Source organism: Nocardioides sp. CFH 31398, assembly GCF_022436705.1.
GTDB lineage: Bacteria > Actinomycetota > Actinomycetes > Propionibacteriales > Nocardioidaceae > Nocardioides.
The window spans coordinates 36,286-60,886 of sequence record NZ_JAKUHT010000021.1; the positions used below are offsets into that span (position 1 = coordinate 36,286).

Consider the following 24,601-nt stretch of genomic DNA (forward strand, 5'->3'; position numbering starts at 1 on the left):
GGTCGACCCGTGAGCGGTCGACGGCAGGTCCCAGCCTAGTATCCCGACGTGCTGGGACCACACGTGGTGGGTTCGCGGATCGTGGTCCGCCACCTCCTGCCCGGTCGCACCGGCCCGTCGGGCGGTCCCGCGATGAGCGACGTCCTCGGCACCTGCGAGGAGTGGACCGACGACGACCTGGCCGTGCGCCGCGAGGACGGCACCCTCACCCGGGTCCCCCACGACCTGGTCGTGACCGGCAAGCCGGTGCCGCCGCGGTCCTCGGTGCTGGTGCGGGTGCCCGCCGCCCGGCTGCACCGCGCGGGTCTGGCGATGTGGGCCGGGCTCGAGACCGAGCCGCTGGGCGACTGGCTGCTGCGGTCGGCGCCGGACGAGCCGGCGCGTCGTGCGAACTCGACGCTCGCGATCGGCGACCCGGGGCTGCCGGACGCCGAGGCGCACGCCGCCGTCGTCGACTTCCACCGCGCCCGCGGCGGCGTCCCGCTCGTCGCCGTCGAGGTCGGGTCGCCCGCGCACGCCGGGTTCGAGGCCGCCGGCTGGGTGCGCCACCGCGACGGCGAGGACGACAGCATCGTCATGGTGGCCTCGATCGCCCTCGCCCGGCGCTCCCTGCCGGCCGAGCCCGACGACGCCGAGGAGACCGACGACGACCCCCGGGTCGCGGTGTCGGTGCCCGGGGCCCGCGGCCGCGCGGCGTACGACGGGGACTGGCTGGGGCTCTACAGCATCGAGACCGACCCCGAGCACCGTCGGCAGGGCCTCGCCCAGCGGGTGATCTCCGGGTTGCTGGGCTGGGGCGCCGAGCACGGCGCGCGGTCGGCGTACCTGCAGACCCACGCCTCCAACGAGCCTGCGGTGGCGCTCTACGAGCGGCTCGGCTTCGTCGTCCACCACGCCTACCGCTACCTGGTGCCCCCCACCCCCTGAGGTGGTCGAGCCCTCGCCGCTGGTCGAGGTGCGAGCGCAGCGCGCCTCGAGACCCGGGGAGAGGAAAACCCGTTGCACCTCCGCCTCCGCCGGCCGCACCCTCGTCTCGGCGGCACGGGGCGTGACGCACCCCCTGCGACCCGGCAGAGCCGTGCCGCCCGCGCGTCCGGCGTACCGACGAGAGGCCGGCGCGTCACGACTGGATGCCGGCGAAGGTGTGGTGGCACCGCGACCTGGCCCCCGCCCACACCTCCAGGGCTCCCCCACGAGCCGGAGGTGATCCGCATGTCCACCCAGTCCCCACCCGTCCTGACCAGGACCCTGTGCGCCGCGCTCCCCGGGACCCCACCGGGGTCCGAGGTGCTGCTGCGCGGCTGGGTCCACCGACGCCGCGAGCTGGCGAGCGTCGCGTTCCTCGTCGTCCGTGACCGCAGCGGGCTGGCGCAGGTCGTCGTCCACGAGGACAGGGAGCGCCTCGCCGCCCTGCCGGAGGAGACGACCGTCGAGGTCCGCGGGACCCTCGTCGAGAACACCTCGGCCCCCGGCGGGGTCGAGGTCGTCGAGCCGAGGCTGACGCCGCTGACCGAGCCGGCGGCCACCCCGCCGGTCGAGCTGTGGCGTCCGTCGCTGGACGCCGGTCTCGCCACGGTGCTCGACCACGCCGCGGTGACCTGGCGCCACCCGGCGCGTCGCCGAGGCTGGGACGTCGCGGCGGCGTCGCTGCGCGGCTTCCGCTCCGCGCTGGCCCTGCTCGGCTTCACCGAGGTCTGCACGCCCAAGCTCGTCGGCGGGGCCACCGAGACCGGCGCGACCGTCTTCGAGGTCGACTACTTCGGCCGGACGGCCTACCTCGCGCAGAGCCCGCAGCTGCACAAGCAGCAGCTCGTCGGGGTCTTCGAGCGGGTCTACGAGGTCGGGCCGGTGTTCCGCGCCGAGCCGCACGACACCGCGCGTCACCTGGCGCAGTACACCTCGCTCGACGTCGAGCTGGGGTTCATCGAGGACCACCACGACGTCCTCGCCGTGCTGCGGGAGGCCCTCGCGGGGATGGTGGCGGCGGTGGCCGAGGCGGTCCCGGACCTCGCCCTGCCGGAGGTGCCCGCCGAGGTCCCCGTCGTCGGGTTCGCCGAGGCGCTCGAGATCGCGGGGGCGCCCGCCGACGAGCCGGACCTCTCCCCCGCCCACGAGCGGGCGGTCGGCGCGTGGGCGCTGGCGGAGCACGGCTCCGACCTGGTCGCCGTGGAGGGCTACCCCCTCGCCGCGCGGCCGTTCTACACGCACCCCTGGACCGGCCCGGAGCGCCCGGGCGCGCCGGGCACGAACGGGTTCGACGTGTTGTTCCGCGGCGTCGAGCTCGTCACGGGCGGGCAGCGTCTGCACACCCCCTCGGCGTACGCCGCGGCGATGGCCGAGCGCGGCATCGACCCCGCGCCGTACGCCGACCACCTGGCGGTGTTCGACCACGGCATGCCGCCGCACGGTGGCTTCGCGATCGGGCTCGAGCGGTGGGTGTCACGACTGGTGGGGGCGACGAACGTCCGGGAGGTCACGCTCTTCCCGCGCGACCTCCACCGCCTGTCGCCGTAGGCACCTCACCGCAGTCTCGACGACGCGCGCTCGCTCACGGGCTGCTCGACCACCGTCCTGGCCCAGCGGCTCCGCGTCGTCGAGACCGGAGGGTCAGGGCAGGCAGACCGTCGGGCTGTAGCCCGACGCGCGGGCGGGGCCGGGGCGCGAGAGCGCGTCGAGGGTGATGGCGATCGCCGTGCGGTTGGCCGGGATGAAGACGTGGTCGGCGAGGTTGCCCGGGCAGACGTCCTGGAGGCGGACGTTGGTGACGTTGTCGGCCGGGGTCAGGTAGCCGTTCGTGTGGGGCACGACCACCGTGTCGTAGCGGGTCACGACGTTGGTGTAGCTGACGTCGCCCGGGGAGTCGTCGGGGGTGTTGAGGTCGCGCAGGAACGCCGAGCCCGCCCCCTGCTGGGCGCAGGCCGGGCAGCCGATCGCGCCGGCCGGGGCCAGCAGCTCGGCGCGGAAGGTGCCGTAGTTGCTGGGCGCCAGACCGACGAGGTCGTCGACCTTGCCGAGCCCGCCGAGGTTCTTCAGGTAGTAGCGGGGCATCATCCCGCCCTGCGAGTGCCCGACGAGCGACACCTGCGCCGCCCCGGTCGAGGCGAGCACACGGTCGACGAAGGCCGCGAGGGTCCGGGCCGAGTCCTCGATCCGCTGGGTCCCGCGCAGGCCGTAGTCGACGGAGTAGACGCAGTAGCCGGCCGCCTTGACGCGTGCCGAGATCCGGTCGAGCGGCGTCCGGGAGTCCGCGAACGTGCCGTGCACCAGCACGACGGGCGTCGGCCGCGCCTCCGTCGGGCGGCACGACCAGTCGTTGGCGCCGACCGGGCTGCCGAACGGGTGCGAGAGCTCCTCGACGGTCGACGCCCGCGCCGTCCCGGCGGACGACGGGCTCACCAGGGCGAGCAGCAGCCCGCCCAGGAGAGCGACGAGCAGGGCGGCGCGACGGATCCCGAGAGTGACCACCGCCACAGGGTAACCGGCTGTGACACCAGGTGTCACGACTCGGCCGCCGACTCAGTTGCCGCCGTTGCCGCCGCCGTTGCCGCCGCCGTTGCCGCCGCCGTTGCCGCCGCCGTTGCCGCCGCCGCCGGGCGGCGGGGGCTCCTCGCAGATCACCGTGTCGGACGGGATGTACGTCGTCGTCTGCGTCTCCCGCTCGACGACCTGCGACTCACCGGGACGCTTGAAGATGCGCGTCACGTCGACGTCGAAGCCGCCGTACCCGGAGTTGGGGTAGCAGTCCGGGGTGGTGAGGGTGCGCGTCCCGGGCTCCGTGAAGTTGTAGCGCCCGGAGGTCTCCGACTCGATGTCCCACACCTTGGTCGAGTACATGCTCACCGTCACCGAGCCCGAGGAGGACGGGGTGCTGTCGACGGTGTCGGCCGAGATGAGGATCCCGTAGTCGGTGTTGTTGCGGAACCGCAGGTCGACCGAGCCGAACACCACGGTCGCCTCACGGCCCTCGGGGTAGCGGTCGATGTAGAACGAGTGCGCCTTGTGCTCGACGTCCTCGAGACCGGCGAAGAACGCGGCGTTGTACGTCGTGGTCGCCATCTGCGAGACGCCCCCGCCGAGGTCGGAGGCGAAGATGCCGTCGGAGATGACGAAGCCGGTGGTGAAGCCGTTCGCCTCGGTCCGCTCGCCCACGACGTCGTTGAACGAGAACGTCTCGCCGGGCTTCAGCAGGGTGCCGTCGACGTTGTCCGCCGCCTGCCCGATGTTGATGTTGCGGTACTCGGCGTACGGGAACTCGGTGGTGAAGGTCGACACCTGACGCCGGATCCCGAGGGCGCGGGCGTCCTTCGCGGTGAAGTCGGGGGCGATCTGGCGGGTCTCGACCTCGACGGTGCGGCTGCTGCCGCGGCCGACGGCGGCCCGCTCGAAGGCGTCGGCGGCCCGGCCGGGACCGAACCCGACACCCGGCTGGCCCGGGACGACCTGCGGCGATCCGTCGACGAGCTCGACCGTCGCGTCGACCGGGCGGTCCGCGTCCGGGACCGCCTCGTCGAGACGGTCGACGAGCGCCTCGCCGTCCACCTGCGGGACCAGCTCGCCGCCGCGGGCGACCATCGTGAGGAAGTCGTACTCCCCCGGCTCGACCACGACGTCCGTGCCACCGACCTGCAGGGTGACCGGGCCGGAGACGGCCGGGTCGGCGAACTCCCGGCGGGCCTCGGCGACGTCGTCGGCGTCGACGTCCGGCACCACGGGGGCCAGGGCGAGCTCGGCGACCGGGTCGGTGTCGAGGTACGCCGCCATCAGCGCCTCGCGGGTCACGTCCGCCTCGAGCGCGCGCCCCTCCTCGGGCTCGGTGACCTGCACCTCGCCGTCCACGAAGTCGATGCCGCCCTCGGTGGCGGGCCGGCCGAACCGCTGGTCGAGCGCACCGACCTGCTCGTCGAGCGCGGCGTCGTCCACGTCGAGCACGGCGTCGACGTCCTCGCCGCCGGTGTAGTAGTCCCACAGCCGAGCCGGTGACAGGCTGCGCGAGCCACCGACCTCCGCGACGGACGCCCCGTAGTCGACGGCCAGGCCGAGCCGCTCGGGCGAGAGGTCCTCCTCGCCGCCGCCGGGGCCGTTGACCGCGGCGGTCACGGGCGCGGTCTCCCGGTCGGCGAGCTCGCTGCGCAGCGTGTCCTCGGCCTCGCCGGAGGTCATGCCCCCGACCTCGACACCCTCGACGGAGGCCCCGCGCGGCACGTTGTCGCCGGCCACCGCCCACAGGACGAGGTAGACGACGGCGAGGAGCAGCAGGGTGCCCAGGACCCCGAGCACGACGAGGCGGCGCCGGCGGCCCCCCTGGTCGCTGGACTCGGGCGGCACCGCGGGACGCTCAGCGGTGTCGGTGGTGCTCATCGCCCCCGATCCTATGCAGAGGCCGGCCGCTCACAGGATTCCTCGGACGGGGCCGGGGCGGCCGTCCGACGACGTGCGGGCAGGGTCAGCATCGCGGCGAGCGCGACCACCAGCGCGAGGACGAGGAGCGCGTACCCGGCCAAGTCGCCGGACACCACGACGTCGCCGCCGGGGCCCGTGGCCAGCCCCGCCCGGAGCACGGGGACCTCCCAGCCGAGGGCGAACGCGACACGGGTCGACCAGCCCGCCGGCAGCGCCAGCAGCGTCGCGAGACTGGCCACGACGACGAGGGCGAAGCCCCACCCGCGGGTGTGCAGGGCGACCGCGGCGATGCCCGTGGCGGCGCCGGCGAGGAGCAGCCCGAGGGCGGCGACGACGAGGAGGAGCGTCCGGGTCAATCCGGGACGATCCCGGCGAAGAGGTCGGTCTCGTGGCCGTGCTCGTCCAGGTCGCCTCGCACGCCCTTGACGATCCGGTAGGCCTCCGCGCCCCAGACCCGGTTGCCCGCGTTGTTGGAGAGGGCGAAGAAGCCGCCGTCGGTGGCCACCTGGGTCCGGTGCCGCCGCAGCGCCTCCAGCTTGGTCTCGGTCCACTCCTCGGCGTCCACGATCGCGCTGATCGCCTCGTCGGGCTGCACGAAGAACGGCAGCGGCCCGTCGGGGTCCATCCCCTCGAACGAGGTCGTGTCGCCGGACTCGCGCAGGGCGCGCAGGCTCTCCCGCATCCGGCTCTCCGGCATGGCGCCCCAGTAGATCTTCGCGATCTCCCACGGCTCGCCCAGCGCCGGCTTGTACGACGGCACCGCGGCGAGCTGGGCGCCGTACATGGCGACCCGGTGGGCCTGGATGTGGTCGGGGTGGCCGTAGCCGCCGAACTCGTCGTACGTGACGAGCACCTGGGGTCGCACCTCCCGGACGACCTTCACGAGCTCGTCGGCGGCCTCGACGAGGTCGGCGAACCAGAACGAGTCGGGGGTGACCTCGTCGGCGACGACCGCGTGGCCGTCGTCGTGCCACTTCATGCCGGAGTCCTTCCACCGGCCGAAGCCGCCGAGCCAGCGGTGGTCGGTGACGCCGAGGACGCCCATCGCGTCGGCGATCTCCCTGCGGCGGTGCTCGCCGAGGCCGCCGTCGCGGTCGACCGCCAGGTGCTCCAGCTCCGGGACGAGGATCTCGCCGAGCTCACCGGCGGTGCAGGTGACGAGCGTGACGCCGCGGCCCTCCGCGACGTACTTCGCCATCGTGGCGCCCTGCCCGATGGTCTCGTCGTCCGGGTGGGCGTGCACCAGGAGCAGCCGGTGACCCGGCCTGTCCGCCTGCGTCTGGCTCATGCCAGGAGCCTACGGCGAGCGCTTGATCCGCCGCGGCGCGGTGGGCAGGTCGAGGGGGACGGTCCCGCCGGTCCGCGGCGGCTCGTCACCCGGCTCGGGGTCGAGCCACCCGTCGTGGGAGTCGACGAGGACGTCGAGCACGAACGCCGGCGCGTCGGTCGTGACGGCCCAGGGGTGGTCCTCGTCGTCGTCCTCGCCGGCCAGCCGCTCGCGTCGTACGTCGGCCGTCCATCCGCCGTGCTCGAGCCGGGCGGCCACCGCCCGGGCGTCGTCGGCGTCGAAGAAGATCCCGCGCACGGCTCCGCTTCCCCTCGTCTCCGTCGGGCTCAGTCGGTGACGCGCTTGACCACGCGCGCCGGGTTGCCGACGGCCACCACGCCGGCGGGCAGGTCCTTCACGACGACGGACCCCGCGCCGACGACCGTGTCGTCGCCGATGGTGACGCCGGGACACACGATGGCGCCGCCGCCGAGCCAGACGTTGTCGCCGATCGTGATCGGCTGTGCGCCCTCCCACTTGTCGCGTCGCGGACCGGGCTCGACCGGGTGCGTCGGCGTCAGCAGCTGGACGTTCGGGCCGATCTGCACGTGCTCACCGATGGTGATGGGCGCGCAGTCGAGGGCGACGAGCCCGAAGTTCACGAAGCCGTGGTCGCCGATCGTCAGGTAGGTGCCGTAGTCGACCCGCAGCGGTGGGCGCACGACCGTCCCCTCCCCCAGTCCCCCGAGCAGCTCGGTGAGGATCTCCGTGCGCCGCCGCCCCTCGTCGAGGGTGGTCGCGTTGAACGCGTCGGTGAGTCCGAGCGCCCGACGGCTCATCGCCCCCAGCTCGTCGTCGGGCATGTACGGGTCGCCGGCGAGCATCCGCTCGCGCATCGACCGGCCGTCCTGGCTCGTCGCGCCGCTCATGGCGCCGACGCTAGCGGGCGCCCACGCGAGGTCCTCGGCGGTCGACCACCTCAGTCCGTCGTCATGCGGGCGGCGACGGCGGCCGCCTCGCCGGTCCGCTCGCCGAGCAGCCCGGCGACCACACCCGCCCGGTCCGCCTCGGAGCGGTTCTGGCTGAGCTTGTCCTTGCCCTCCACCCGCTCCACCGTGACCTCGACGCCGACGATGCCGCGCAGCTGACCGGTGACGTACGCCGCGGGGGCGTCGTCGACCGTCCAGGGCGCGGGCCGCCGGTCCTCGTGGAGACGGGTCAGGGACTCGACGTGGGCGCGCAGCCAGGCGGCGTCCTCGACGACCCGGGCGCGACCGGTGAGGTGGACGGCGGAGTAGTTCCAGGTCGGGACGACCCGGCCGTGGTCGGTCTTGGTGGCGTACCAGGAGGGCGACACGTAGGCCTGCGGGCCGCGGACGACGAGCAGCGCCGGCTGGCCGTCGGCGATCGCCCGCCAGTGGGGGTTCGCGCGGGCGAGGTGGGCGGTCACGGTCCCGCCGGACCAGACGACCGGGAGGAGCGTCGCCAGCGGGTGGCCGTCCTGGCCCCCGGTCACGAGCTCGGCGGCACCGACCGCGCGGACCAGCTCCCGGGCCGCGTCGTCGTCGGTCATCGCGTTGGACGGCGGGACGTACACGGCCTGAACCTATCCGCCCAGGTGCGCCCGCAGCGCCGGCAGGAACGGGCGGTCGGGCTCGAGCCAGTCGACGTCGTCCAGCCCCTCGGGCCCGAGCCAGGCGAGGCGGTCGTGCTCCACGGGGTCCGGCTCGCCGGCGACGAGGTCGCAGACGGCGACCCGGAGCACCAGCCCGGGGCCGGCCGCCGCGGCGATCGGCACCTCCTCGTCGAGCCAGCGGCGCACGGCGACGGTGCATCCGAGCTCCTCCGCGACCTCGCGGACGAGCGCGGCGTCGGGCGTCTCGCCGGCCTCGACCTTGCCGCCCGGCAGCTCCCAGCGGCCGGCGGCCGCCGGCGGGTGGGTACGCCGGGCCGCGAGCACCCGCCCGTGTCGCAGGACCGCTGCCCCGACGACCAGGCCGGGCGGCGCCGCCACGCTCAGACCGTCCGGAGCCGGACCGTCTCCTCCATCGCGGCCAGCTTGGCCAGCGCCTCCTCGCTCATGGGGGCGCCGACGTCGGTGACGACGTACCCGCACTCACCCCGGGTGCCGAGGACCTGCCGCTCGATGTTGACCTCGGCGTCGGCCAGCACCTGGTTGGCGCGGGCGAGCACCCCGGGGGTGTTCACGTGCAGGTGCGAGATGCGCTGCGCGTGGTCGCCGCGCTCGGGGGTGAGCGCCGGGAGGTTCACGCTCAGCGAGGTCACGCCGTGGCGGACGTAGTCGCGGAGCTTCGCGCCGACGAAGCGGCCGATGTCCTCCTGCGCCTCCTCCGTCGAGCCGCCGACGTGCGGGGTGAGGATGACGTTGTCGAGGCCGCGCAGGGGCGAGTCGAAGTGGTCGCCGCGGTTGCGGGGCTCGTCGGGGAAGACGTCCACTGCGGCGCCGGCGACGTGGCCCGAGGCGATGGCCTCGGCCAGGGCGTCGTAGTCGACGAGGAAGCCGCGGGAGAGGTTGAGGAAGATCGAGCGGGGCTTCATGCGGGCGATCTGCTCGCGGCCGAAGATGCCGGCGTTGCCCTGCCGGCCGTCGACGTGGAGGGTCACGGTCTCGACGTTGTCGAGCAGCTCCTCCAGCGAGCCGCAGCGGGTCGCGTTGCCGAGCGCCAGCTTGTCGTCGGTGTCGTAGAAGAACACCTTCATGCCGAGCATCTCGGCGACGACGGACAGCTGCGACCCGATGTTGCCGTAGCCGACGATGCCCAGGGTGCGGCCGCGGACCTCGTGGCTGCCGGCCGCCGACTTGTCCCAGACGCCGTCGTGCAGCGCCTTGTCGCGGACGGTCAGGCGCCGGGCGAGGGCGATGATGTCCGCGATCGCGAGCTCGACGACCGAGCGGGTGTTGGAGAAGGGCGCGTTGAACACGGCGATGCCGCGCCGCGTGGCGGCCGGCAGGTCGATCTGGTTCACGCCGATGCAGAAGGCCCCGATGGCGGTCAGCTCGGGGCGGGCGGCCAGCACGCGCTCGGTGACGTCGGTCTTCGAGCGGATGCCGAGCAGGTCGACGCCGTCGAGGGCGTCGATCAGGTCGTCCTCGCTGAGCGCGCCGGAGCGCGTCTCGATCTCGAACCCGGCGTCACCGAGGATCGTCGAGGCCAGCGGGTGGAGGTTCTCCAGGAGCAGTGCGCGCACGTTCCACTACTCTGCCGCACCGCGCGCGCGAGGCCGAAACGGCGCCGGATCACGGGACGCCGACCGACCCCGCGGACTCACAGGTCGGGGACAGCGAGGTCAGGGCCGCGTCAGAGGGTCGCCGCGGACCCTGTGCCCATGTTCGACCTCATCGACGGCCTGCCCGTCCACCCGCTCGTCGTCCACGCGGTCGTGGTGCTGCTGCCTCTCGCGATCCTGGGCACCCTCGCCCTCGTGGTCCGACCGGCCTGGCGGGTGACGAACGGACCCCTCGTCACCGCGGTCGCGCTGGTCGCGACGGTCCTGGTCCCGGTGGCGACCTCCAGCGGCGAGGCCCTCGAGAAGCGGGTCGGCGACCCGGGCATCCACGCCGAGCTGGGTGACCAGCTGCTGTGGTTCGCCATCCCCGTGCTGGTGCTGGCGGCGGCGCTGACGTTCCTGGAGCGGCGGGCGGCCGCCGGCAAGCCGCTGCCCGGCCCCGACGCCCTGCGCACGGGGGTCGCCGTCCTCGCCGTCGTCGCCGCCCTCGCCTGCGCCGTGCAGGTCTATCGGGTCGGCGACTCCGGGGCCCGCGCCGTCTGGGGCGACCAGGTCGCGTCGTCCACGCCCTCGTCCGGGGTCGGGTCAGGGCCCGGCGGCGGCTCCCAGGCGGGATAGCCCAGGAGCTCCGCGAGCCGGTCGCGCTGGACGACGCGCTCCGCCGCGGCCGCCGCGACGTCGGGCGGCTGCAGCGGGGCGGCGACGTCCCGCGCCGCCATCGCGCCGTACATGGCGACCCCCGGCGCGTGCTCGGGCGTCCGCAGGGTCGCGACCATGGCCCCCACCGCGCGGGCCGACGCCCGGACGCCGGTGCGGTCGGGCAGCGCGCGTGCCGCGTTGTGGGCGCCCACGACCACGGACTGGTGGCTCACCTCGTCGAGGACGCCGGTGTCCAGGAAGGCCCGGACGTGGGTCAGCGCCCGGGCCAGCCGCGGGTCCTCCTGCCCCGGCGGGGCGAACCGGGCGACCGCGCGGGACGCGACCTCCCACGACCACCGGACCACCGTCCGGTGGTCGGCGACCGTCAGCAGCCGCTCGACGTCGGCCCACGCGCCGGGGTGATCGGGGGCGTGGGCCATGAGGCAGCGTAGAGCCTGCGCCGGGCCCGCCGGTCGGCTACGCGGGACGGTGCCGCAGCAGGGTGATGCCGCTGCGGAACGTCGTCGAGCCCAGGCACTCCAGGCGCGGGACCTCGAAGCCGTCCGGGAACAGCCGCCGCCCGCGGCCCTGGACGACGGGGTACACGAACTGCCGGTACTCGTCGACCAGCCCCGCGGCGATCAGGGCGTGGGCCAGACGGATGGACCCGGTCAGCACGATGTCGCGGCCCTCGGTCTCCTTCAGGGCGGCCACCTCGCCCACGGGGTCGCCGCGCAGGACCGTCGTGCGGTCCCACTCCGGGTCGCCGAGCGTGCTCGACACGACGTACTTCGACACCCCGTTCAGGTAGTCGGACACCCCGGTCGTGTCGTCCGGGAGGTCGCGCCAGTAGCCGCGGAGGTCGAGGAAGGTGCGCCGGCCGCACAGGAAGGCGTCGGCCGCGGAGTCCTGGCGCTCCATCTCCTCGGTGAGGTCCGACTGATCGCCCTGTCCCTGGGCGTCGAACCAGTCACCGAGCATCTCGACCGAACCGTCGAGGGTGACGTTCTGGGTGACGACGAGCGTGCGCATGCGGGTCCTCTCCTGGGTCCTCGGCCCACGACGGGCCCACCACGGACGACCCGGCGGGGCGGGCGGACTCATCGCGACCGGCCCGGGAGCGTGGGAGGGTGGGCAGATGCTCGGTCTTCTCGGCTTCCTCGTCCTCGGCCTGGTCGCGGGCGCGATCGCACGGCTCCTGGTGCCCGGCAAGGACAGCATGGGTCTCCTCGCGACGATGCTCCTCGGCATCGTGGGCTCCTTCGTCGGGGGCACCCTCGCCTCGCTGGTCTTCGGCGGCGCCGGGAGGGTCTTCGACATCCGGACCTCCGGGCTCATCGGCTCCGTCCTGGGCGCGGTGGTCGTGCTGCTCGTCTTCAACGCCGTCACCGACCGCAAGCGGGTGACGTCCTGACCCTCGCGCTGCGGCGGGCCGAGGACCTCGGCACCCTCTGGGAGCGCCTCGCCGCGGACCTCGCCCCCGCCGCCGACCGTGGCCTCGACGCGCTGCTCGGTCGGCTGGACGGCGACGGCCGGCGCGCTCGCCGGGCGTTCGGCGCGCTGGGACTCGGCGTACGCCGGGCGCTGACGTGGGAGGCCGAGGACCGGCGTACGCCGCGCTGGTGGCCGCAGGGCGTCAGCGACCCCCACGGCCCGCACGCGTCGGGTCGTGAGCTGCTGCTCACCACCTGGTACGCCAAGACGCTCGGCGACGAGCGCAACCAGGGCTCCCGGCTCAGCCTCGTGGACGTCGGGGCGGGCCGCTACGAGCACGTCCTGCTCGTCGAGCCGAGACCCGGGAAGGACGGCGGCGCCCCGACCTGGCGGCCCCTGAAGGTGCACGCCGGCGGGCTGGTGTGGTGGGGCGACTGGGTCCACGTCGCCGCCACGCGGAACGGGTTCGCCACCTGCCACCTCGACGACCTCACCCCGGTGCCGCCCGAGCGGCGCGACGAGTTCTTCGGGCACTCCTGGGTGCTGCCGATGCGGATCGCCCACCGGGCGGTGACCCCGGCCGGGACCGAGCCGCTGCGCTACTCCTTCCTCTCCCTGGACCTCGGCGACCCGGCCGCGCCGATGCTCGTGGTCGGCGAGTACGGACGCGGGAGGCAGACCACCCGGCTGACCCGGTGGCCGATGGACCCGGCGACCCGGCTGCCCGCGCTCGGCGACGACGACCGCTGCCGCTGCGCCGAGGTGGTCGACGGGGTCCGCGGCATGCAGGGCGCCGTCCGCCGGGGCGGGCGCTGGGAGCTCAGCACCTCGCACGGCCCCACCACCCCGGGCTCGCTGTGGGTCGGGGAGCCCGGCGGGTGGCGCCGTCGCCGCTGGGCCACCCCGATGGGCCCGGAGGACCTCACCGTCACCGGCGACAGCCTCTGGACCGTGACCGAGCACCCCCGCCGCCGCTGGATCGTCGAGCTCCGCGGCGCCTGACCCGTCGACCCGGCGGGTTCTCCCGCCCTACGACGCCCGACTCGGCGTCAGCGGGCGGAGTCGGCGTACGAGACGATGCGGTTGAACAGGGTGACCATGGGGGCGCTGGCCGCCGAGACGGGACGCTCCTGGAGGGTCTTGAGCATCTGACCGCCGTCGTCGTAGCCGCAGTCGCCGGCCACGCGCACGCAGGTCAGCGCGGCGTCCCGCACGACCCACGGGTCGACGGTCCACATGCCCTCCATGACGCGGTCCTGGTTCGGCTTGTGGTCCTGACCGGGGATCTCCCAGGCGGACAGCGCCGCGCAGAACTCGGCGGAGTCGACGACGACGCTCCACTCGTGGCGCATCGGGGCGTCCGCGGGCAGGGCGACCCGGACCGGGGAGGCGTCGACGCGCATCTCGTCGAAGGCGGAGAAGACGACGGCGACGTCGGCGACCCGGGCGAGCTCCTCCCACCGGGGCCGGGCCACCTCGAAGTGCTTGACCCTCTGGAAGTTGCCGAAGATCACCGGACGGGCGGCGGTGGCGAGAGCCTCGTCCTCGAGGGCCCACGACAGCGACTTCATCATCGACTTGCGCAGGTGGAGGGCCTCGAGCTGCGGGTGCCGGGCGCGGAGCGAGGCGAACACGGACGGCGCGGCGGGGCCCTGGTGCGACGACGCCATCATCACGTCGGCGATCGCGACCTCGAGGCGGACGCCGCCGTCACGACGACGCACGACCTCCTTGACCTGCTCGCACTGGTCCTGGCGGTAGCGGCGGTGCCCGCCGGGGAGCCGCTCGGGGCGAGGGAAGTCGTGCCGCCGCTCCCAGGCCCGGAGGGTCGCGGCGCTGACGCCGGTGCGGGCGGCGACGTCCCCGATGGTCAGGTGTGCCTCGTCCGACACCGCGTTCTCTTCCGCACCCATCTGGATCATGCTAGACCTGTACATGGTGTAGAAGTCATGATTGAGAATCTCGACAGAGCGTCGGGAATCCTGCAGAGGTCTCGGGGGTTCTGACAGTGAGCATCAGCAAGGGCGACACCGTGCACTGGAACACCCCCCAGGGGAAGACCACGGGCAAGGCTGTCGAGAAGAAGACGAAGCCGTTCCAGCACGACAACCAGAAGTTCCAGGCCAGCTCGGACGAGCCGTACTGGATCGTCGAGTCGGAGAAGTCCGGTTCGAAGGCCGCTCACAAGGAATCAACCCTCGAGAAGGGGTGACCCCGTGTCCACGGAGACACCGCGCCGCACCCGTCGTCGCGAGGAGACCACGCGTCTCTTCGCTGAGATCGAGCAGGCGACGTCCGACGAGGAGCGTGACCGCCTCCGCGACGAGGTCGTCGTCGTCAACCTCGAGCTCGCCCGCACCCTGGCCGGCCGCTACCGCAACCGCGGCGTGGCGGTCGAGGACCTCGAGCAGGTCGCCAGCCTCGCCCTCGTGCAGGCGGTGCGCCGCTTCCTGCCCGAGCCCGGCCGCGACTTCCTCTCGTACGCCGTCCCCACGATCCGGGGCGAGCTGCGCAAGCACTTCCGCGACCTCGGGTGGATCGTGCGCCCGCCGCGCCGCATCCAGGAGAACCAGTCGCGGGTCGTCGCGGCCTTCGAGCACCGCACGCCCGAGGGCGAGCAGCGCACCGCGAAGGACGTCGCCGACCTGCTCGGCATCTCCGTGGAGGACGTCGAGGAGGCCATGCAGGCGCAGGGCTGCTTCCACGCCTCGTCGCTGGACCTCCCGGTCGGGCCCGACTCGACCACGACCGTCGCCGAGAGCCTCGTGCGCTCTGACGACGAGACCGAGGCGGCCGAGAACCGCGCCACGCTCGAGCCGATGATCGCCTGCCTGCGCGAGCGGGACCGGTTGATCCTCCGCATGCGGTACGTCGAGGACTGGACCCAGCAGGAGATCGCCGACGCCATCGGCGTGACCCAGATGCAGGTCTCCCGGCTGCTGCGCCGGATCCTCAAGGACCTCCGGGAGCTCGCCGCGGCGTCCTGACGCCGTCGCCGTCAGACGGCCCGCAGGCCGCTCAGAGCGTCGACAGCCAGCCGTCGACGGCGTCCGGCGCCAGCGCGCCCTCGAGCGCCATGGCGCCGCAGCCGACGACGCCGGCCCGGTCGCCGTACGTCGAGGGCAGGAAGACGAGGTCCCGCGTGGCCAGCGCGGTGGAGCGCGCGTAGACGCTCTCGCGCAGCCCGGCGAGGTAGGTGTCGTAGGCGCCCGCCATGTCCCCGCCGACGACGACCGCGGACGGGTTCAGCAGCGTGATCGCGACCGCGAGGGTCTCCCCCAGCCGTCGCCCGCTCTCGCGGAGCATGCCGCGGGCCTCCGCCTCGCCCGCGACGGCCAGGGCGACCAGCTCGCGCACGTGCTCCACCCCGCGACCGGCGGCCGCCCGCTCGGCCACGAGGGCCCAGCCGGCCGCCACCGTCTCGAGGCAGCCCGTCCGGCCGCAGCGGCACGGGAGGTCACCGCCCGCGGGGGTGTGCCCGATCTCGCCGGCGCCCCCGAGTGCGCCCCGGACCACCTCGCCGCCGACCACGATCCCCAGCCCCAGACCGGTGGACGCCTTGACGACCAGCAGGTCGTCGTACGTGCGGGCGTGGCCCAGCAGCTCCGACAGCGCGAGCACGTCGGCGTCGTTGCCCACCCACAGCGGGGCGCGCGTCAGCGTCTCGAGGTACGGCGCCAGCTCGACGCCGTCCCAGCCGGCCACGACCGGCGAGTCCACGCTGACGCCGTGCACCGGGTCGATGCTGCCCGGCAGGCTGAGGCCCACGCCGAGGACCGGCGCGTCCTGCGGCGCGGCCGCCAGGAGGGCCCGGAGCCGCTCGACGACGTCCGGCATGACGGTCTCGGGCCCGGCGCCGATCTCGTGCTCGGCCTCGTCACAGGCGAGCTCCGTGCCGGTCAGGTCGAGGACGGCGAGCTGGGTGCGTGAGCGCCCGACGGCGGCCGCGACGACGACGCCCGCCGTGCGGTTGAAGACGAGCGACCCGGGCGGGCGTCCCCCGGTGGAGGCCTCCTCCTGGCCGGGCAGCAGGAGCCCCGCCCGCAGCAGGGTGTCGACGCGGGTGACGACCGCGGTGCGGGACATGCCCGTGAGGCGGCGCAGGTCGGAGCGCGTCGAGGCCCGACCTGCCCGCACCAGGCGCAGGAGCTCGCCGGCCGACTCGGTCATGCCTCCAGGTTAACGGCGGACCCGGGGCGTAGTGCCGGACCTTTTGACTTCAAAGTGTCGAAGTATGCTTGCTATGGGTTGGAAGTCGGCCCTAGCGTGGTCGCCATGAGCATCCACCCGGTCCTGGCGGCCGTGACCGAACGCGTCGTCGAGCGCAGCGCCGACACCCGTGCGGCCTACCTGCGCCGCATCCGCGCCGCCGGCGGTCCGGCCCCCAGCCGGACGTCGCTGGGCTGCGCGAACCTGGCCCACGGGTTCGCCGCCGAGGCGGCCCCCGCCAAGGCCGCGCTGCGGGGCCGGGTGAAGCCGAACCTCGCGATCGTCACCAGCTACAACGACATGCTCTCGGCCCACCAGCCGTTCGTGGACTACCCGCCGGCCCTCAAGCGCTCCGCGGCCCGCGCGGGCGGGCTCGCGCAGGTGGCGGGCGGCGTGCCCGCCATGTGCGACGGCATCACCCAGGGCCGCGCCGGCATGCAGCTCTCGCTGTACAGCCGCGACGTGATCGCGATGTCGACGGCCGTCGCTCTCTCCCACGACATGTTCGACGGCGCCCTGATGCTCGGCGTCTGCGACAAGATCGTGCCGGGCCTGCTCATCGGCGCCCTCTCGTTCGGCCACCTGCCGACCGTCTTCGTCCCCGCCGGGCCGATGACCTCGGGCCTGCCGAACGCCGAGAAGGCCGCCGTGCGGCAGCGGTACGCCGAGGGCAGGGCGTCCCGCGCCGAGCTCCTGGACGCCGAGGCGGCGTCGTACCACTCGGCGGGCACGTGCACCTTCTACGGCACCGCGAACTCGAACCAGCTGATCATGGAGGTCCTCGGCCTCCACCTGCCCGGCTCGAGCTTCGTGAACCCCGGCACCCCGCTGCGCGAGGCCCTCACGGACGCCGCCGCGCGGCGCGCCGTCGCCATCACCCGCCAGGGCGGCGAGCCCACCCCGATCGGTGAGGTCGTCGACGAGAAGGCGGTCGTCAACGCCTGCGTCGCGCTGCTCGCCTCCGGCGGCTCCACCAACCACACCATCCACCTGGTCGCGATCGCCCGCGCCGCCGGCATCGAGCTGACCTGGCAGGACCTCTCCGAGCTGTCGGCCGTCGTGCCGCTGCTCGCACGGGTCTACCCGAACGGCACCGCCGACGTGAACCACTTCCACGCCGCCGGCGGCGTCGCGTTCCTCGTCCACACCCTGCTCCGCGCGGGGCTGCTGCACGAGGACGTCACCACGGTCGCCGGACGCGGCCTGCGCCACTACACCACCGAGCCGCGCCTGACCGGCGCGACCGGTGAGCTGACGTGGGAGGAGGGCCCGAAGACCTCGGGCGACCTCGACGTGCTGCGCCCGGCGACCGACCCCTTCCAGACCGACGGCGGGCTCAAGGTCCTCGCCGGTCCGCTGGGCACCGGCGTCATCAAGACCTCCGCCGTGGCCCCGGCGCACCGCACGATCAGCGCCCCCGCGCTCGTCGTGGACGACCAGGACACGCTGCTCGCGATGTACGAGGCCGGCGAGCTCGGCGGTCGCGACTTCGTGGCCGTCGTCCGCTACCAGGGCCCCGCCGCCAACGGCATGCCCGAGCTGCACAAGCTGACCCCGGTCCTCGGTGTCCTGCAGGACCGCGGGCAGCGGGTCGCGATCGTCACCGACGGCCGCATGTCGGGCGCGTCCGGCAAGGTCCCGGCCGCCATCCACCTCACGCCCGAGGCCGCCCTGGGCGGGCCGCTGAGCCGGGTCGCGGACGGCGACCTGATCACCTTCGACGCGGAGCGCGGCGTCCTCGACGTCGCCGCCGCCGACGACCTGCAGCGGCGCGAGCCCACCGGCCGTGCCCCCGAGGGCGAGGAGTTCGCCGGCACCGGTCGCGAGCTGTTCGCCGCCTTCCGCGCCACCGTCGGCCCCGCCGACCGCGGCGCCAGCGTCTTCCCCGGCGCCGTCCCGACGTTCACCCCCGGCCAGGAGGTCTCCCTTGAGTCTGCGTGAGGACCTGATGGCGACCCGCGGGTCGCTCCTCGACGTCGTCCCCGTCATGCCGGTGGTCGTCGTCGACCGCGTGGCGGACGCCGTCCCGCTCGCCCGCGCGCTCGTCGCCGGCGGGCTGCCCGCCATCGAGCTGACGCTGCGCACCCCCGCCGCGCTCGACGCGATCCGCGCGATCGTGGCCGAGGTCCCCGGCATCCTCGTCGGCGCGGGCACGGTGACCACCCCCGCGCAGGCGGACGCCGCCGCACGGGCCGGGGCGCGGTTCCTCGTCTCCCCCGGCGCGACGCCGTCCCTGCTCTCGGCGCTGACCGGCACCGGGCTGCCCTTCCTGCCGGGCACCCAAACCGTGTCCGAGGTGCTCGCCGTCCTCGAGGCCGGCTACACCGAGATGAAGTTCTTCCCGGCCGAGGCCGCCGGGGGCACCGCGTGGCTCGCCTCGGTGGCGGCGCCCGTGCCCGCAGCCCGGTTCTGCCCCACCGGCGGGATCACCCGCGGCAGCGCCCGCTCTTACCTCGCGCTGCCCAACGTCGGCTGCGTCGGCGGGTCCTGGATCACCCCCAAGAAGCTCGTGGACGCCGGCGAGTGGGGGCAGGTCACCGCCCTGGCGGCGGAGGCCGCCATGCTGAGGGGGTGACGACCGGACCCGGACCCGCCGCCGGACCTGCTGCCGGGCCCCAGCCCGAGACCGACGACTGGGGCCTCCAGCTCGAGTGGCTGGACGCCGACGACGAGCCGCAGCGCTTGACCGACGAGCGCGCGGCGCCGATCCGGGAGGCCGTGGGTCGCCCCCCGGCCGGTCTCGACGACGTGGCGCCCCTCGTCGTCCGCCCCGGGGCCCGGCACCCGCTCGGTGAGGTCGACGTGCGGTGCGAGGACGGCACCACCCGGGCGCTCCCCGCCGACGTCGTGCCCGACGACTTCCCGCTCGGCTACCACCGCGTCGTCGGCGCCCGCGGCACCGCACCGGACCGCGAGCGGCGGCTGGTCGTGTCGCCCGGCCGCTGCTGGCTCCCGGCGCAGCGCAGCTGGGGCCTCGCCGTCCAGCTGTACGGCGCCCGCTCGCACGCCTCGGGCCAGCTGGGGGACCTCGCCGACCTCCGCACGCTGCGGGAGTGGGCGACGTCCCTGGGCGCCGGGTTCCTGCTGACCAACCCGCTGCACGCCGCGACGCCGGGCCTGCCGCAGGAGTCGAGCCCCTACCTGCCGGCGACCCGCCGGTTCCGCAGTCCCCTCTACCTCCGGGTCCGGGAGGTGCCGGGGCACGACCCCGCCCGTGACGGCGACGTCACCACCCCTGAGCCCGGCGCACTCGTCGACCGGGACGCCGCCTGGACCGAGGGCCAGCGTGTCCTGCGCGCGGTCTTCACCCGGACCCGCGCCGCGGGCGACCCCGACTTCGCCGCCTGGCGCGACGGACGCGGCGCTGCGCTGGCGGAGTGGGCGACCTGGTGCGCGCTCGTCGAGGAGCACGGCCCCGACTGGCGCGAGTGGCCGGAGGCGCTGCGGCGTCCGGACTCCCCCGCGGTCGCGTCGTACGCCGCCGAGCACGCCGACGACGTCGCCTTCCACGCCTGGACCCAGTGGCTCGTCGCCGAGCAGCTCGCCGCGGCCACGGGGAGCACGACCGTCGTGCAGGACCTGCCCATCGGCGTGTCCGCCAGCGGCGCCGACGGCTGGGCGTGGCAGGACGTGCTCGCCCTCGGCGCCAGCGTCGGCGCCCCACCGGACGCGCTCAACGCGCTCGGCCAGGACTGGGGCTCCCCGCCGCTGGTCCCCTGGAAGCTGCGGCAGGCCGACTACGAGCCCTTCGTGCAGTCGCTGCGCGGCACCATCGAGGGCGCCGGCGGGCTGCGCATCGACCACGTGATGGGCCTGTTCCGGCTGTGGTGGGTGCCGCAGGGCCAGCACCCCCGCGAGGGGGTGTACGTGCGCTACCCCTGGCAGGACATGCTCGACATCGTCGCGCTGGAGTCGCACCGCGCGAAGGCCGTCATCGTCGGCGAGGACCTCGGCACCGTCGAGGACGGCGTCCGCGAGGCGCTGGCGGAGCGCGACATCCTGTCGTACAAGGTCCTCTACTTCGAGGACGACGACCCCGCGACCTGGCCCGAGCACGCCATGGCCACGGTGACCACCCACGACCTCGCAACCGTCACCGGCCTGTGGGGCGGCACGGACGCCGAGGACCAGGCCGCCGCCACCGGCGAGACCGTCGCCGAGGTGCGCTCCCAGCAGACCGAGCTGCTGGAGAGGCTCGGTCGCGACGGGCTGCCGTCGTCCGCGTCCACGGAGGAGGCCGTGGCGGCGGCGTACGAACAGCTCGGGCGCTCGCCGTCCCTGCTGGTCACCGTCGCCCTCGAGGACGCCGTCGGCGAGGAGCGCCGCCCGAACGTCCCCGGCACCGACCACACGCAGCGCGACAACTGGCGCCTCCCGCTGCCCGTCGCCGTCGACGACCTCCCCGGCCACGCCGGCGCCGAGCGCCTCCTGCGGTCGGTCGACGCCGCCGTCCGCCACCCCTGAAGGGTCGAGTCGGCACATCTGCGCACCCCAGGAGGGTCGAGTCGGCACATCTGCGCACCCCAGGAGGGTCGAGTCGGCACGTCTGCGCAGCTGGACGACGTCGAGTCGGCCGCGGGCTCGACCAGGAGCAGGACGTCGAGCCCTGCCCCTCCGGTCCGGCTGACGCCCGCCCTTGACCCGCCACGGGCGGGGCCTGATCCTGTGTGATCACTGTCACTCGGACCAGGACATTCCATGAGCGCATCCCCCTCCCCCGCCGCGCCCGCCCCGACCACGATGCGCCGCGTCGCCGTGGCCTCGTGCGTGGGCACGACGATCGAGTTCTACGACTTCTTCATCTACGGCACCGCCGCCGCCCTGGTGTTCCCGCAGATCTTCTTCCCCGCGCTCGGCCCGGTCGCCGGGACTGCGGCCTCGTTCGCCACGTTTGCGGTGGCGTTCGTCGTCCGGCCGCTCGGCGCGATCGTGTTCGGCCACTACGGCGACAAGCTGGGCCGCAAGGGCACCCTCGTCACCACCCTGCTGCTGATGGGCGTCGCCACCGTCGCGATCGGCCTGCTGCCGACCGGCGCGGTCATCGGTGCCGCCGCCCCGATCCTGCTCATCCTGCTGCGCGTCGCGCAGGGCCTCGCGGTCGGCGGCGAGTGGGCGGGCGCGAACCTGCTGACCGCGGAGTACGCGCCGCCCGGCAAGCGGGGCACGTACGCCGTGTTCCCCCAGCTCGGGCCGGCGCTGGCGTTCGCGCTGTCGTCCAGCACCTTCCTCGCCACCGACATCGTCTTCGGCTCGGACGCGTTCCTCACCTACGGCTGGCGCATCCCGTTCCTGCTGTCCGCGCTGCTGGTCGGCGTCGGCCTCTACATCCGGCTCTCGATCGACGAGACACCCGTCTTCAAGGCCGACCGCGACAAGCGCGCCGCGGCGAAGGCGCCCACCACGCCACCCGTGCTGGAGGTCTTCAGGGTCCAGCCCCGGGAGATCCTCCTTGGTGCCCTGGTGCAGGGCATCGGCTTCGGCTTCTTCTACATGGGGACGGCGTACCTCACGGCGTACGGCTCCGACCCCGCCGGCGCCGGCCTCGACCGACGCGTCGTGCTGTCGCTCGGCGTCCTCGCCGCCGCCGTCCTCGCCGTCACGACGATCGTCGGCGGCCGGATCTCGGACCGTCTCGGACGGCGTCCCGTCATCCTGGCCTCGGGCGTGATGGCCGTGGTGTGGTCCTTGGCACTGTTCCCCGTGCTCGACACCGGCTCAGCGGCCGCGTTCGGGATCGGCATCGCCGTCACACTCGGCATCTTCGGGATCATGTACGGCCCGGTCGGCGCCTACCTGCCCGAGCTGTTCGCCACCCGCTTCCGCTACACCGGAGCCGGGATGGCCTACAACCTCGCCGGCGTGCTCGGCGGCGCCGTCCCTCCCGTGCTGGCGCCGATCCTCACCGAGGCGTTCGGCAGCATCGGCATCGGCGTCCTGCTCGCCGTGCTGGCCGGGCTGAGCATCGCCGCGACGCTCATCCTGTTCGAGACCGCCGACCGGGACACCATGCACGACGTGGAGGAGCCACAGGCCGCCTGACGCCGGCGTCGCATGCGCAGACGTGACGACTCGACGCGCCCACGCTGCGCAGATGTGCCGACTCGACGTCCCCAGGCTGCGCAGACGTGCCGACTCGACGCCCCCAGGCTGCGCAGATCTGCCGACTCGACGTCCCCAGGCTGCGCAGATGTGCCGACTCGGCCTACTCCAGGCTCACGCCGCGCAGGACGCGGGCGCGGGAGGGGGCGGTGCCGCGGCAGGTCAGCTGCTCGGGGTCGCCCCAGGCGGTGGCCACGGTCGCGACGAGGGGGCCGTCGGGGCCCTCGAGGTGGACGGCGACGGTCTCGGGGTCGACGCGCTCCAGCGAGGTCATCCGCACGGCGTCACGGCGCGGGTCGCCGAGGCGCTCGTGGGCCAGGGCGAGCCCGACCTGGGCGGCGGGCGCGAGGCCGAGACGGCCGCGGAACCGGTCCACGACGACGCAGCCGGCGTCGGTGTCGGCCACGAGGCGGGCAGCGTCGTCGGGGGTCACGCGCCCGTACAGCTCGCCGGTGGGGACGACGAGCACGTTGGCGGCGAAGCGGTCCCCGCCGACGTGGGTGGTCTCCCAGACGTGGTCGGGACGCAGCTCGGCGAGCGCCCGCAGCACCGGCCGGCCGCGGACGGCGCAGCAGAGGTCGTGGGAGCCGTGCGTGCAGACGAGGTACGTCGGGTCGGTCTCGGCGACCGCCTCCGGTGGGCGCAGCACCGGGTCGGCCTCGAGGGCCTCGGCGAGCGCGGCGAGCGAGGCGGCTCGCCAGCGCCAGGTCGTGCCGGCCGCGACGTCGACGAGCATCACCTCGTGGCCCGGCTCGACCGGCCCGCGCTGCGCGTGCCGGCCCGGACGGCGCACGGCCTGCATCCGGGCCCCGCCGGCCGCGGCGGCCTGGTCGATCCGGTCGGCGAGCACCGGGTCGGCGCGGCTCTCCACCAGGCCCCGCGGGCCCCACGGCCCCGCCTGCTCGACCAGCAGCAGCCGGCCGATCGTCAGCGCGGTACCGGGCATGGGGTCGCCCCGCTCGGCCGCGGCCGGCGCGCACGAGGCGGCCGACTCCCGGGGGACCGGACGGCTCACGCCGGGACCACCACGCCCTCCAGCAGGAGACGACGGACCAGGACGGCGGCGTCGTCCGCCTCGAGACCGTGCTCGCGCCCGAGGTCGGCGACGGTCACCGGGTCACCGGTGACGACGCGGGCGGCCGCGTCGGCGAGGCGCTCCGGCAGGTTCAACGACTTGTCGGGCAGGCGCAGGCGCACGGTGCCGTCCCGGTCGCCGGGCCCGCCGAGGGTGCAGCGCAGGCCCGGACGCAGGACCACGACGTCGTCCGCGGAGACGCGCTCGGCGGCCGCGAGCTGCGCCAGCGGCCCGAGCGGCGCGGGGCGGGTGCCGGCCGAGAGGTGGCGACCGACCGCGGCCGCGATCGTGGCGACCACGTCCGCGTCGTCGAGGCGGTCCACCGCCGCGTGGAGCGCGTCACGGGTGGCCTTGAGGTCCCCGACGAGGACGTCGGGGTCGCCCAGGTCGACCCCCATCGGCAGCGAGCGGCGCAGCTCGACGTCGTCGGAGACCAGGTCGAGGACCCGGGACGCGAGGAACGCACGCGTCACCGGCTGGACGCCGATGGTCAGGTGGCCCGACAGCTCCCCCAGCGCCGAGGCGGAGTGCAGGTAGCCGCGGGGCAGGTACAGCACGTCGCCGGGCTCCAGGACCGTCTCGATCAGCGGCTCCTCGGCGGCGCGGGCGGCGACGGCGGCGCGGTGGTCCTGCCACGGCTGGTCGCGCAGCGGCGCGTCGACGACCGGGGCGTGGATCCGCCACCGCTTGCGCCCGGTGAACTGGAGCACGAAGACGTCGTGGACGTCGTAGTGCGGGTCGAAGCCGGTGTTCTGCGCCGGGGTCAGGTAGGCGTTGACCTGCACCGGGTGGCCGAGCTGACGCGCCAGCGCGCCGGCGAGGTCGACCACCGGCGGCCAGGTGCGGTGCAGGCCCTGGAGCACCAGGGTGCTCCCGGCCGCGAGCTCCGCGAGCAGCTTGTCGTCGGCGACCTGGTCGGCGATCTCGGCCCCCGCCCCGCCGGAACGGGTGTACGACGACGGCGGGCGGACCGATCCGTCGCGGGCCATCCTGAGGAACGGCGTCCGCAGACCACGCTGGGAGACCAGCTCGTCGACGGCGTCGGGGCTCAACATGTCGGCGAAGCCGCCACCGGGCAGGTCGGCCGCGCGCCGCAGGAGGGGCGCGGTGGCCCAGTGCTGCGTCGCGAAGTCCTCCGCGGTCATGCCCGTCAGGCGACCCAGCGGGTCCGTCTCGTTCACTGCTCTCCTCGTCGTGGGGCGGCCGGACGACGCGTGGCCCGGGTCGTC

At 74.6% G+C, this 24,601-nt stretch carries 26 protein-coding genes; 11 read left to right on the forward strand and 15 right to left on the reverse strand.

Going from position 1 to position 24,601, the window contains the following annotated elements:
- Positions 1-48: 48 nt before the first annotated feature.
- Positions 49-927 (forward strand): N-acetyltransferase, encoded by an 879-nt coding sequence (locus tag MJ876_RS16110; protein WP_240237824.1) that lies wholly within the window; start codon positions 49-51, stop codon positions 925-927.
- 285 nt (positions 928-1,212) lie between these two features.
- Positions 1,213-2,514 carry an aspartate--tRNA(Asn) ligase gene (aspS, locus tag MJ876_RS16115; protein ID WP_240237826.1) on the forward strand — a complete coding sequence of 434 codons (1,302 nt, stop codon included), beginning with the start codon at positions 1,213-1,215 and terminating at the stop codon, positions 2,512-2,514.
- Positions 2,515-2,607: 93 nt separating this feature from the next.
- On the opposite strand, the gene MJ876_RS16120 is transcribed toward aspS, so the two are convergent.
- The 9 genes from MJ876_RS16120 to serA are packed head-to-tail and all read right to left on the reverse strand — an operon-like array spanning position 2,608 to position 9,877.
- Positions 2,608-3,465: an alpha/beta fold hydrolase gene (locus tag MJ876_RS16120; RefSeq protein WP_308192609.1), complete on the reverse strand. Its 858-nt coding sequence runs from the start codon at positions 3,463-3,465 to the stop codon at positions 2,608-2,610.
- Between the two features lie 51 nt (positions 3,466-3,516).
- On the reverse strand, positions 3,517-5,358 hold the full coding sequence (locus tag MJ876_RS16125) for a VanW family protein (protein WP_240237828.1): 1,842 nt from the start codon (positions 5,356-5,358) through the stop codon (positions 3,517-3,519).
- Positions 5,359-5,369: 11 nt separating this feature from the next.
- Positions 5,370-5,756, reverse strand: coding sequence for a hypothetical protein (locus tag MJ876_RS16130; protein ID WP_240237830.1), 387 nt, complete (start codon positions 5,754-5,756; stop codon positions 5,370-5,372).
- On the reverse strand, positions 5,753-6,688 hold the full coding sequence (gene mshB / locus MJ876_RS16135; RefSeq protein ID WP_240237832.1) for an N-acetyl-1-D-myo-inositol-2-amino-2-deoxy-alpha-D-glucopyranoside deacetylase: 936 nt from the start codon (positions 6,686-6,688) through the stop codon (positions 5,753-5,755). Before mshB ends, MJ876_RS16130 begins: the two co-directional genes overlap by 4 nt.
- Before the next feature lie 9 nt (positions 6,689-6,697).
- Complete coding sequence (locus MJ876_RS16140) at positions 6,698-6,985, reverse strand: hypothetical protein (RefSeq protein WP_240237834.1); 288 nt, start codon at positions 6,983-6,985, stop codon at positions 6,698-6,700.
- 29 nt (positions 6,986-7,014) lie between these two features.
- A complete protein-coding gene (locus MJ876_RS16145) occupies positions 7,015-7,596 on the reverse strand; it encodes a sugar O-acetyltransferase (RefSeq protein WP_240237836.1) in 582 nt (193 codons plus the stop codon).
- A 50-nt stretch (positions 7,597-7,646) separates the two neighbouring features.
- Entirely contained in the window at positions 7,647-8,264 is a 618-nt protein-coding gene (locus MJ876_RS16150; protein WP_240237838.1) for an FMN-binding negative transcriptional regulator, read from the reverse strand.
- 9 nt (positions 8,265-8,273) lie between these two features.
- Positions 8,274-8,681, reverse strand: coding sequence for a (deoxy)nucleoside triphosphate pyrophosphohydrolase (locus MJ876_RS16155; RefSeq protein ID WP_308192610.1), 408 nt, complete (start codon positions 8,679-8,681; stop codon positions 8,274-8,276).
- Positions 8,682-8,683: 2 nt separating this feature from the next.
- Positions 8,684-9,877: a phosphoglycerate dehydrogenase gene (gene serA, locus MJ876_RS16160; protein ID WP_240237840.1), complete on the reverse strand. Its 1,194-nt coding sequence runs from the start codon at positions 9,875-9,877 to the stop codon at positions 8,684-8,686.
- Positions 9,878-10,015: 138 nt separating this feature from the next.
- Here serA and MJ876_RS16165 point away from each other — a divergent pair, with 138 nt between their 5' ends.
- Positions 10,016-10,534 carry a DUF2231 domain-containing protein gene (locus MJ876_RS16165; protein WP_240237842.1) on the forward strand — a complete coding sequence of 173 codons (519 nt, stop codon included), beginning with the start codon at positions 10,016-10,018 and terminating at the stop codon, positions 10,532-10,534.
- Here the strand turns inward: MJ876_RS16165 and MJ876_RS16170 are convergent.
- A complete protein-coding gene (locus MJ876_RS16170; protein ID WP_240237844.1) occupies positions 10,423-10,995 on the reverse strand; it encodes a putative immunity protein in 573 nt (190 codons plus the stop codon). The genes MJ876_RS16165 and MJ876_RS16170 overlap by 112 nt on opposite strands.
- Positions 10,996-11,032: 37 nt before the next feature.
- On the reverse strand, positions 11,033-11,587 hold the full coding sequence (locus tag MJ876_RS16175) for a dihydrofolate reductase family protein (RefSeq protein ID WP_240237846.1): 555 nt from the start codon (positions 11,585-11,587) through the stop codon (positions 11,033-11,035).
- 106 nt (positions 11,588-11,693) lie between these two features.
- Between MJ876_RS16175 and MJ876_RS16180 the strand changes: the two genes are divergently transcribed.
- Positions 11,694-11,969 (forward strand): GlsB/YeaQ/YmgE family stress response membrane protein, encoded by a 276-nt coding sequence (locus tag MJ876_RS16180; RefSeq protein ID WP_240237848.1) that lies wholly within the window; start codon positions 11,694-11,696, stop codon positions 11,967-11,969.
- 329 nt (positions 11,970-12,298) lie between these two features.
- A complete protein-coding gene (locus tag MJ876_RS16185; protein WP_240237850.1) occupies positions 12,299-12,991 on the forward strand; it encodes a hypothetical protein in 693 nt (230 codons plus the stop codon).
- Positions 12,992-13,038: 47 nt separating this feature from the next.
- On the opposite strand, the gene MJ876_RS16190 is transcribed toward MJ876_RS16185, so the two are convergent.
- On the reverse strand, positions 13,039-13,902 hold the full coding sequence (locus MJ876_RS16190; protein WP_240237852.1) for a DICT sensory domain-containing protein: 864 nt from the start codon (positions 13,900-13,902) through the stop codon (positions 13,039-13,041).
- A 95-nt stretch (positions 13,903-13,997) separates the two neighbouring features.
- Between MJ876_RS16190 and MJ876_RS16195 the strand changes: the two genes are divergently transcribed.
- Together MJ876_RS16195 and MJ876_RS16200 are read left to right on the forward strand one after the other, a co-directional pair.
- The gene (locus tag MJ876_RS16195) at positions 13,998-14,201 is read left to right on the forward strand and encodes a DUF2945 domain-containing protein (RefSeq protein ID WP_240237854.1); all 204 of its coding nucleotides are present in this window, start codon (positions 13,998-14,000) and stop codon (positions 14,199-14,201) included.
- Positions 14,202-14,205: 4 nt separating this feature from the next.
- Entirely contained in the window at positions 14,206-14,976 is a 771-nt protein-coding gene (locus tag MJ876_RS16200) for a sigma-70 family RNA polymerase sigma factor (RefSeq protein ID WP_240237856.1), read from the forward strand.
- 31 nt (positions 14,977-15,007) lie between these two features.
- Here the strand turns inward: MJ876_RS16200 and MJ876_RS16205 are convergent, their stop codons facing one another.
- Positions 15,008-16,159 carry an ROK family protein gene (locus tag MJ876_RS16205; protein WP_240237857.1) on the reverse strand — a complete coding sequence of 384 codons (1,152 nt, stop codon included), beginning with the start codon at positions 16,157-16,159 and terminating at the stop codon, positions 15,008-15,010.
- Between the two features lie 111 nt (positions 16,160-16,270).
- Here MJ876_RS16205 and edd point away from each other — a divergent pair, with 111 nt between their 5' ends.
- The 4 genes from edd to MJ876_RS16225 all read left to right on the forward strand — a co-directional run bounded on the left by edd (position 16,271) and on the right by MJ876_RS16225 (position 22,237).
- Positions 16,271-18,139, forward strand: coding sequence for a phosphogluconate dehydratase (gene edd, locus MJ876_RS16210; protein ID WP_374202481.1), 1,869 nt, complete (start codon positions 16,271-16,273; stop codon positions 18,137-18,139).
- Positions 18,126-18,773 (forward strand): bifunctional 4-hydroxy-2-oxoglutarate aldolase/2-dehydro-3-deoxy-phosphogluconate aldolase, encoded by a 648-nt coding sequence (eda, locus tag MJ876_RS16215; protein ID WP_240237859.1) that lies wholly within the window; start codon positions 18,126-18,128, stop codon positions 18,771-18,773. Before edd ends, eda begins: the two co-directional genes overlap by 14 nt.
- A complete protein-coding gene (gene malQ / locus MJ876_RS16220) occupies positions 18,770-20,662 on the forward strand; it encodes a 4-alpha-glucanotransferase (RefSeq protein ID WP_240237860.1) in 1,893 nt (630 codons plus the stop codon). Before eda ends, malQ begins: the two co-directional genes overlap by 4 nt.
- A gap of 234 nt (positions 20,663-20,896) precedes the next feature.
- A complete protein-coding gene (locus MJ876_RS16225; protein WP_240237861.1) occupies positions 20,897-22,237 on the forward strand; it encodes an MFS transporter in 1,341 nt (446 codons plus the stop codon).
- A 163-nt stretch (positions 22,238-22,400) separates the two neighbouring features.
- Here the strand turns inward: MJ876_RS16225 and MJ876_RS16230 are convergent, their stop codons facing one another.
- Together MJ876_RS16230 and MJ876_RS16235 are read right to left on the reverse strand one after the other, a co-directional pair.
- Positions 22,401-23,312, reverse strand: coding sequence for a sucrase ferredoxin (locus tag MJ876_RS16230; protein ID WP_240237862.1), 912 nt, complete (start codon positions 23,310-23,312; stop codon positions 22,401-22,403).
- Positions 23,309-24,553 carry a JmjC domain-containing protein gene (locus MJ876_RS16235; RefSeq protein ID WP_240237864.1) on the reverse strand — a complete coding sequence of 415 codons (1,245 nt, stop codon included), beginning with the start codon at positions 24,551-24,553 and terminating at the stop codon, positions 23,309-23,311. The genes MJ876_RS16230 and MJ876_RS16235 overlap by 4 nt, the downstream gene beginning before the upstream one ends.
- Positions 24,554-24,601 lie beyond the last annotated feature (48 nt).

Bases quoted from the DNA above. Each gene is read 5' to 3' on its own strand.
- aspS (WP_240237826.1), top strand. From the start codon at position 1,213: ATGTCCACCCAGTCCCCACCCGTCCTGACCAGGACCCTGTGCGCCGCG.
- MJ876_RS16125 (WP_240237828.1), bottom strand. From the start codon at position 5,358: ATGAGCACCACCGACACCGCTGAGCGTCCCGCGGTGCCGCCCGAGTCC.
- mshB (WP_240237832.1), bottom strand. From the start codon at position 6,688: ATGAGCCAGACGCAGGCGGACAGGCCGGGTCACCGGCTGCTCCTGGTG.
- MJ876_RS16145 (WP_240237836.1), bottom strand. From the start codon at position 7,596: ATGAGCGGCGCGACGAGCCAGGACGGCCGGTCGATGCGCGAGCGGATG.
- MJ876_RS16165 (WP_240237842.1), top strand. From the start codon at position 10,016: ATGTTCGACCTCATCGACGGCCTGCCCGTCCACCCGCTCGTCGTCCAC.
- MJ876_RS16170 (WP_240237844.1), bottom strand. From the start codon at position 10,995: ATGGCCCACGCCCCCGATCACCCCGGCGCGTGGGCCGACGTCGAGCGG.
- MJ876_RS16175 (WP_240237846.1), bottom strand. From the start codon at position 11,587: ATGCGCACGCTCGTCGTCACCCAGAACGTCACCCTCGACGGTTCGGTC.
- MJ876_RS16180 (WP_240237848.1), top strand. From the start codon at position 11,694: ATGCTCGGTCTTCTCGGCTTCCTCGTCCTCGGCCTGGTCGCGGGCGCG.
- MJ876_RS16190 (WP_240237852.1), bottom strand. From the start codon at position 13,902: ATGGGTGCGGAAGAGAACGCGGTGTCGGACGAGGCACACCTGACCATC.
- MJ876_RS16205 (WP_240237857.1), bottom strand. From the start codon at position 16,159: ATGACCGAGTCGGCCGGCGAGCTCCTGCGCCTGGTGCGGGCAGGTCGG.
- MJ876_RS16225 (WP_240237861.1), top strand. From the start codon at position 20,897: ATGAGCGCATCCCCCTCCCCCGCCGCGCCCGCCCCGACCACGATGCGC.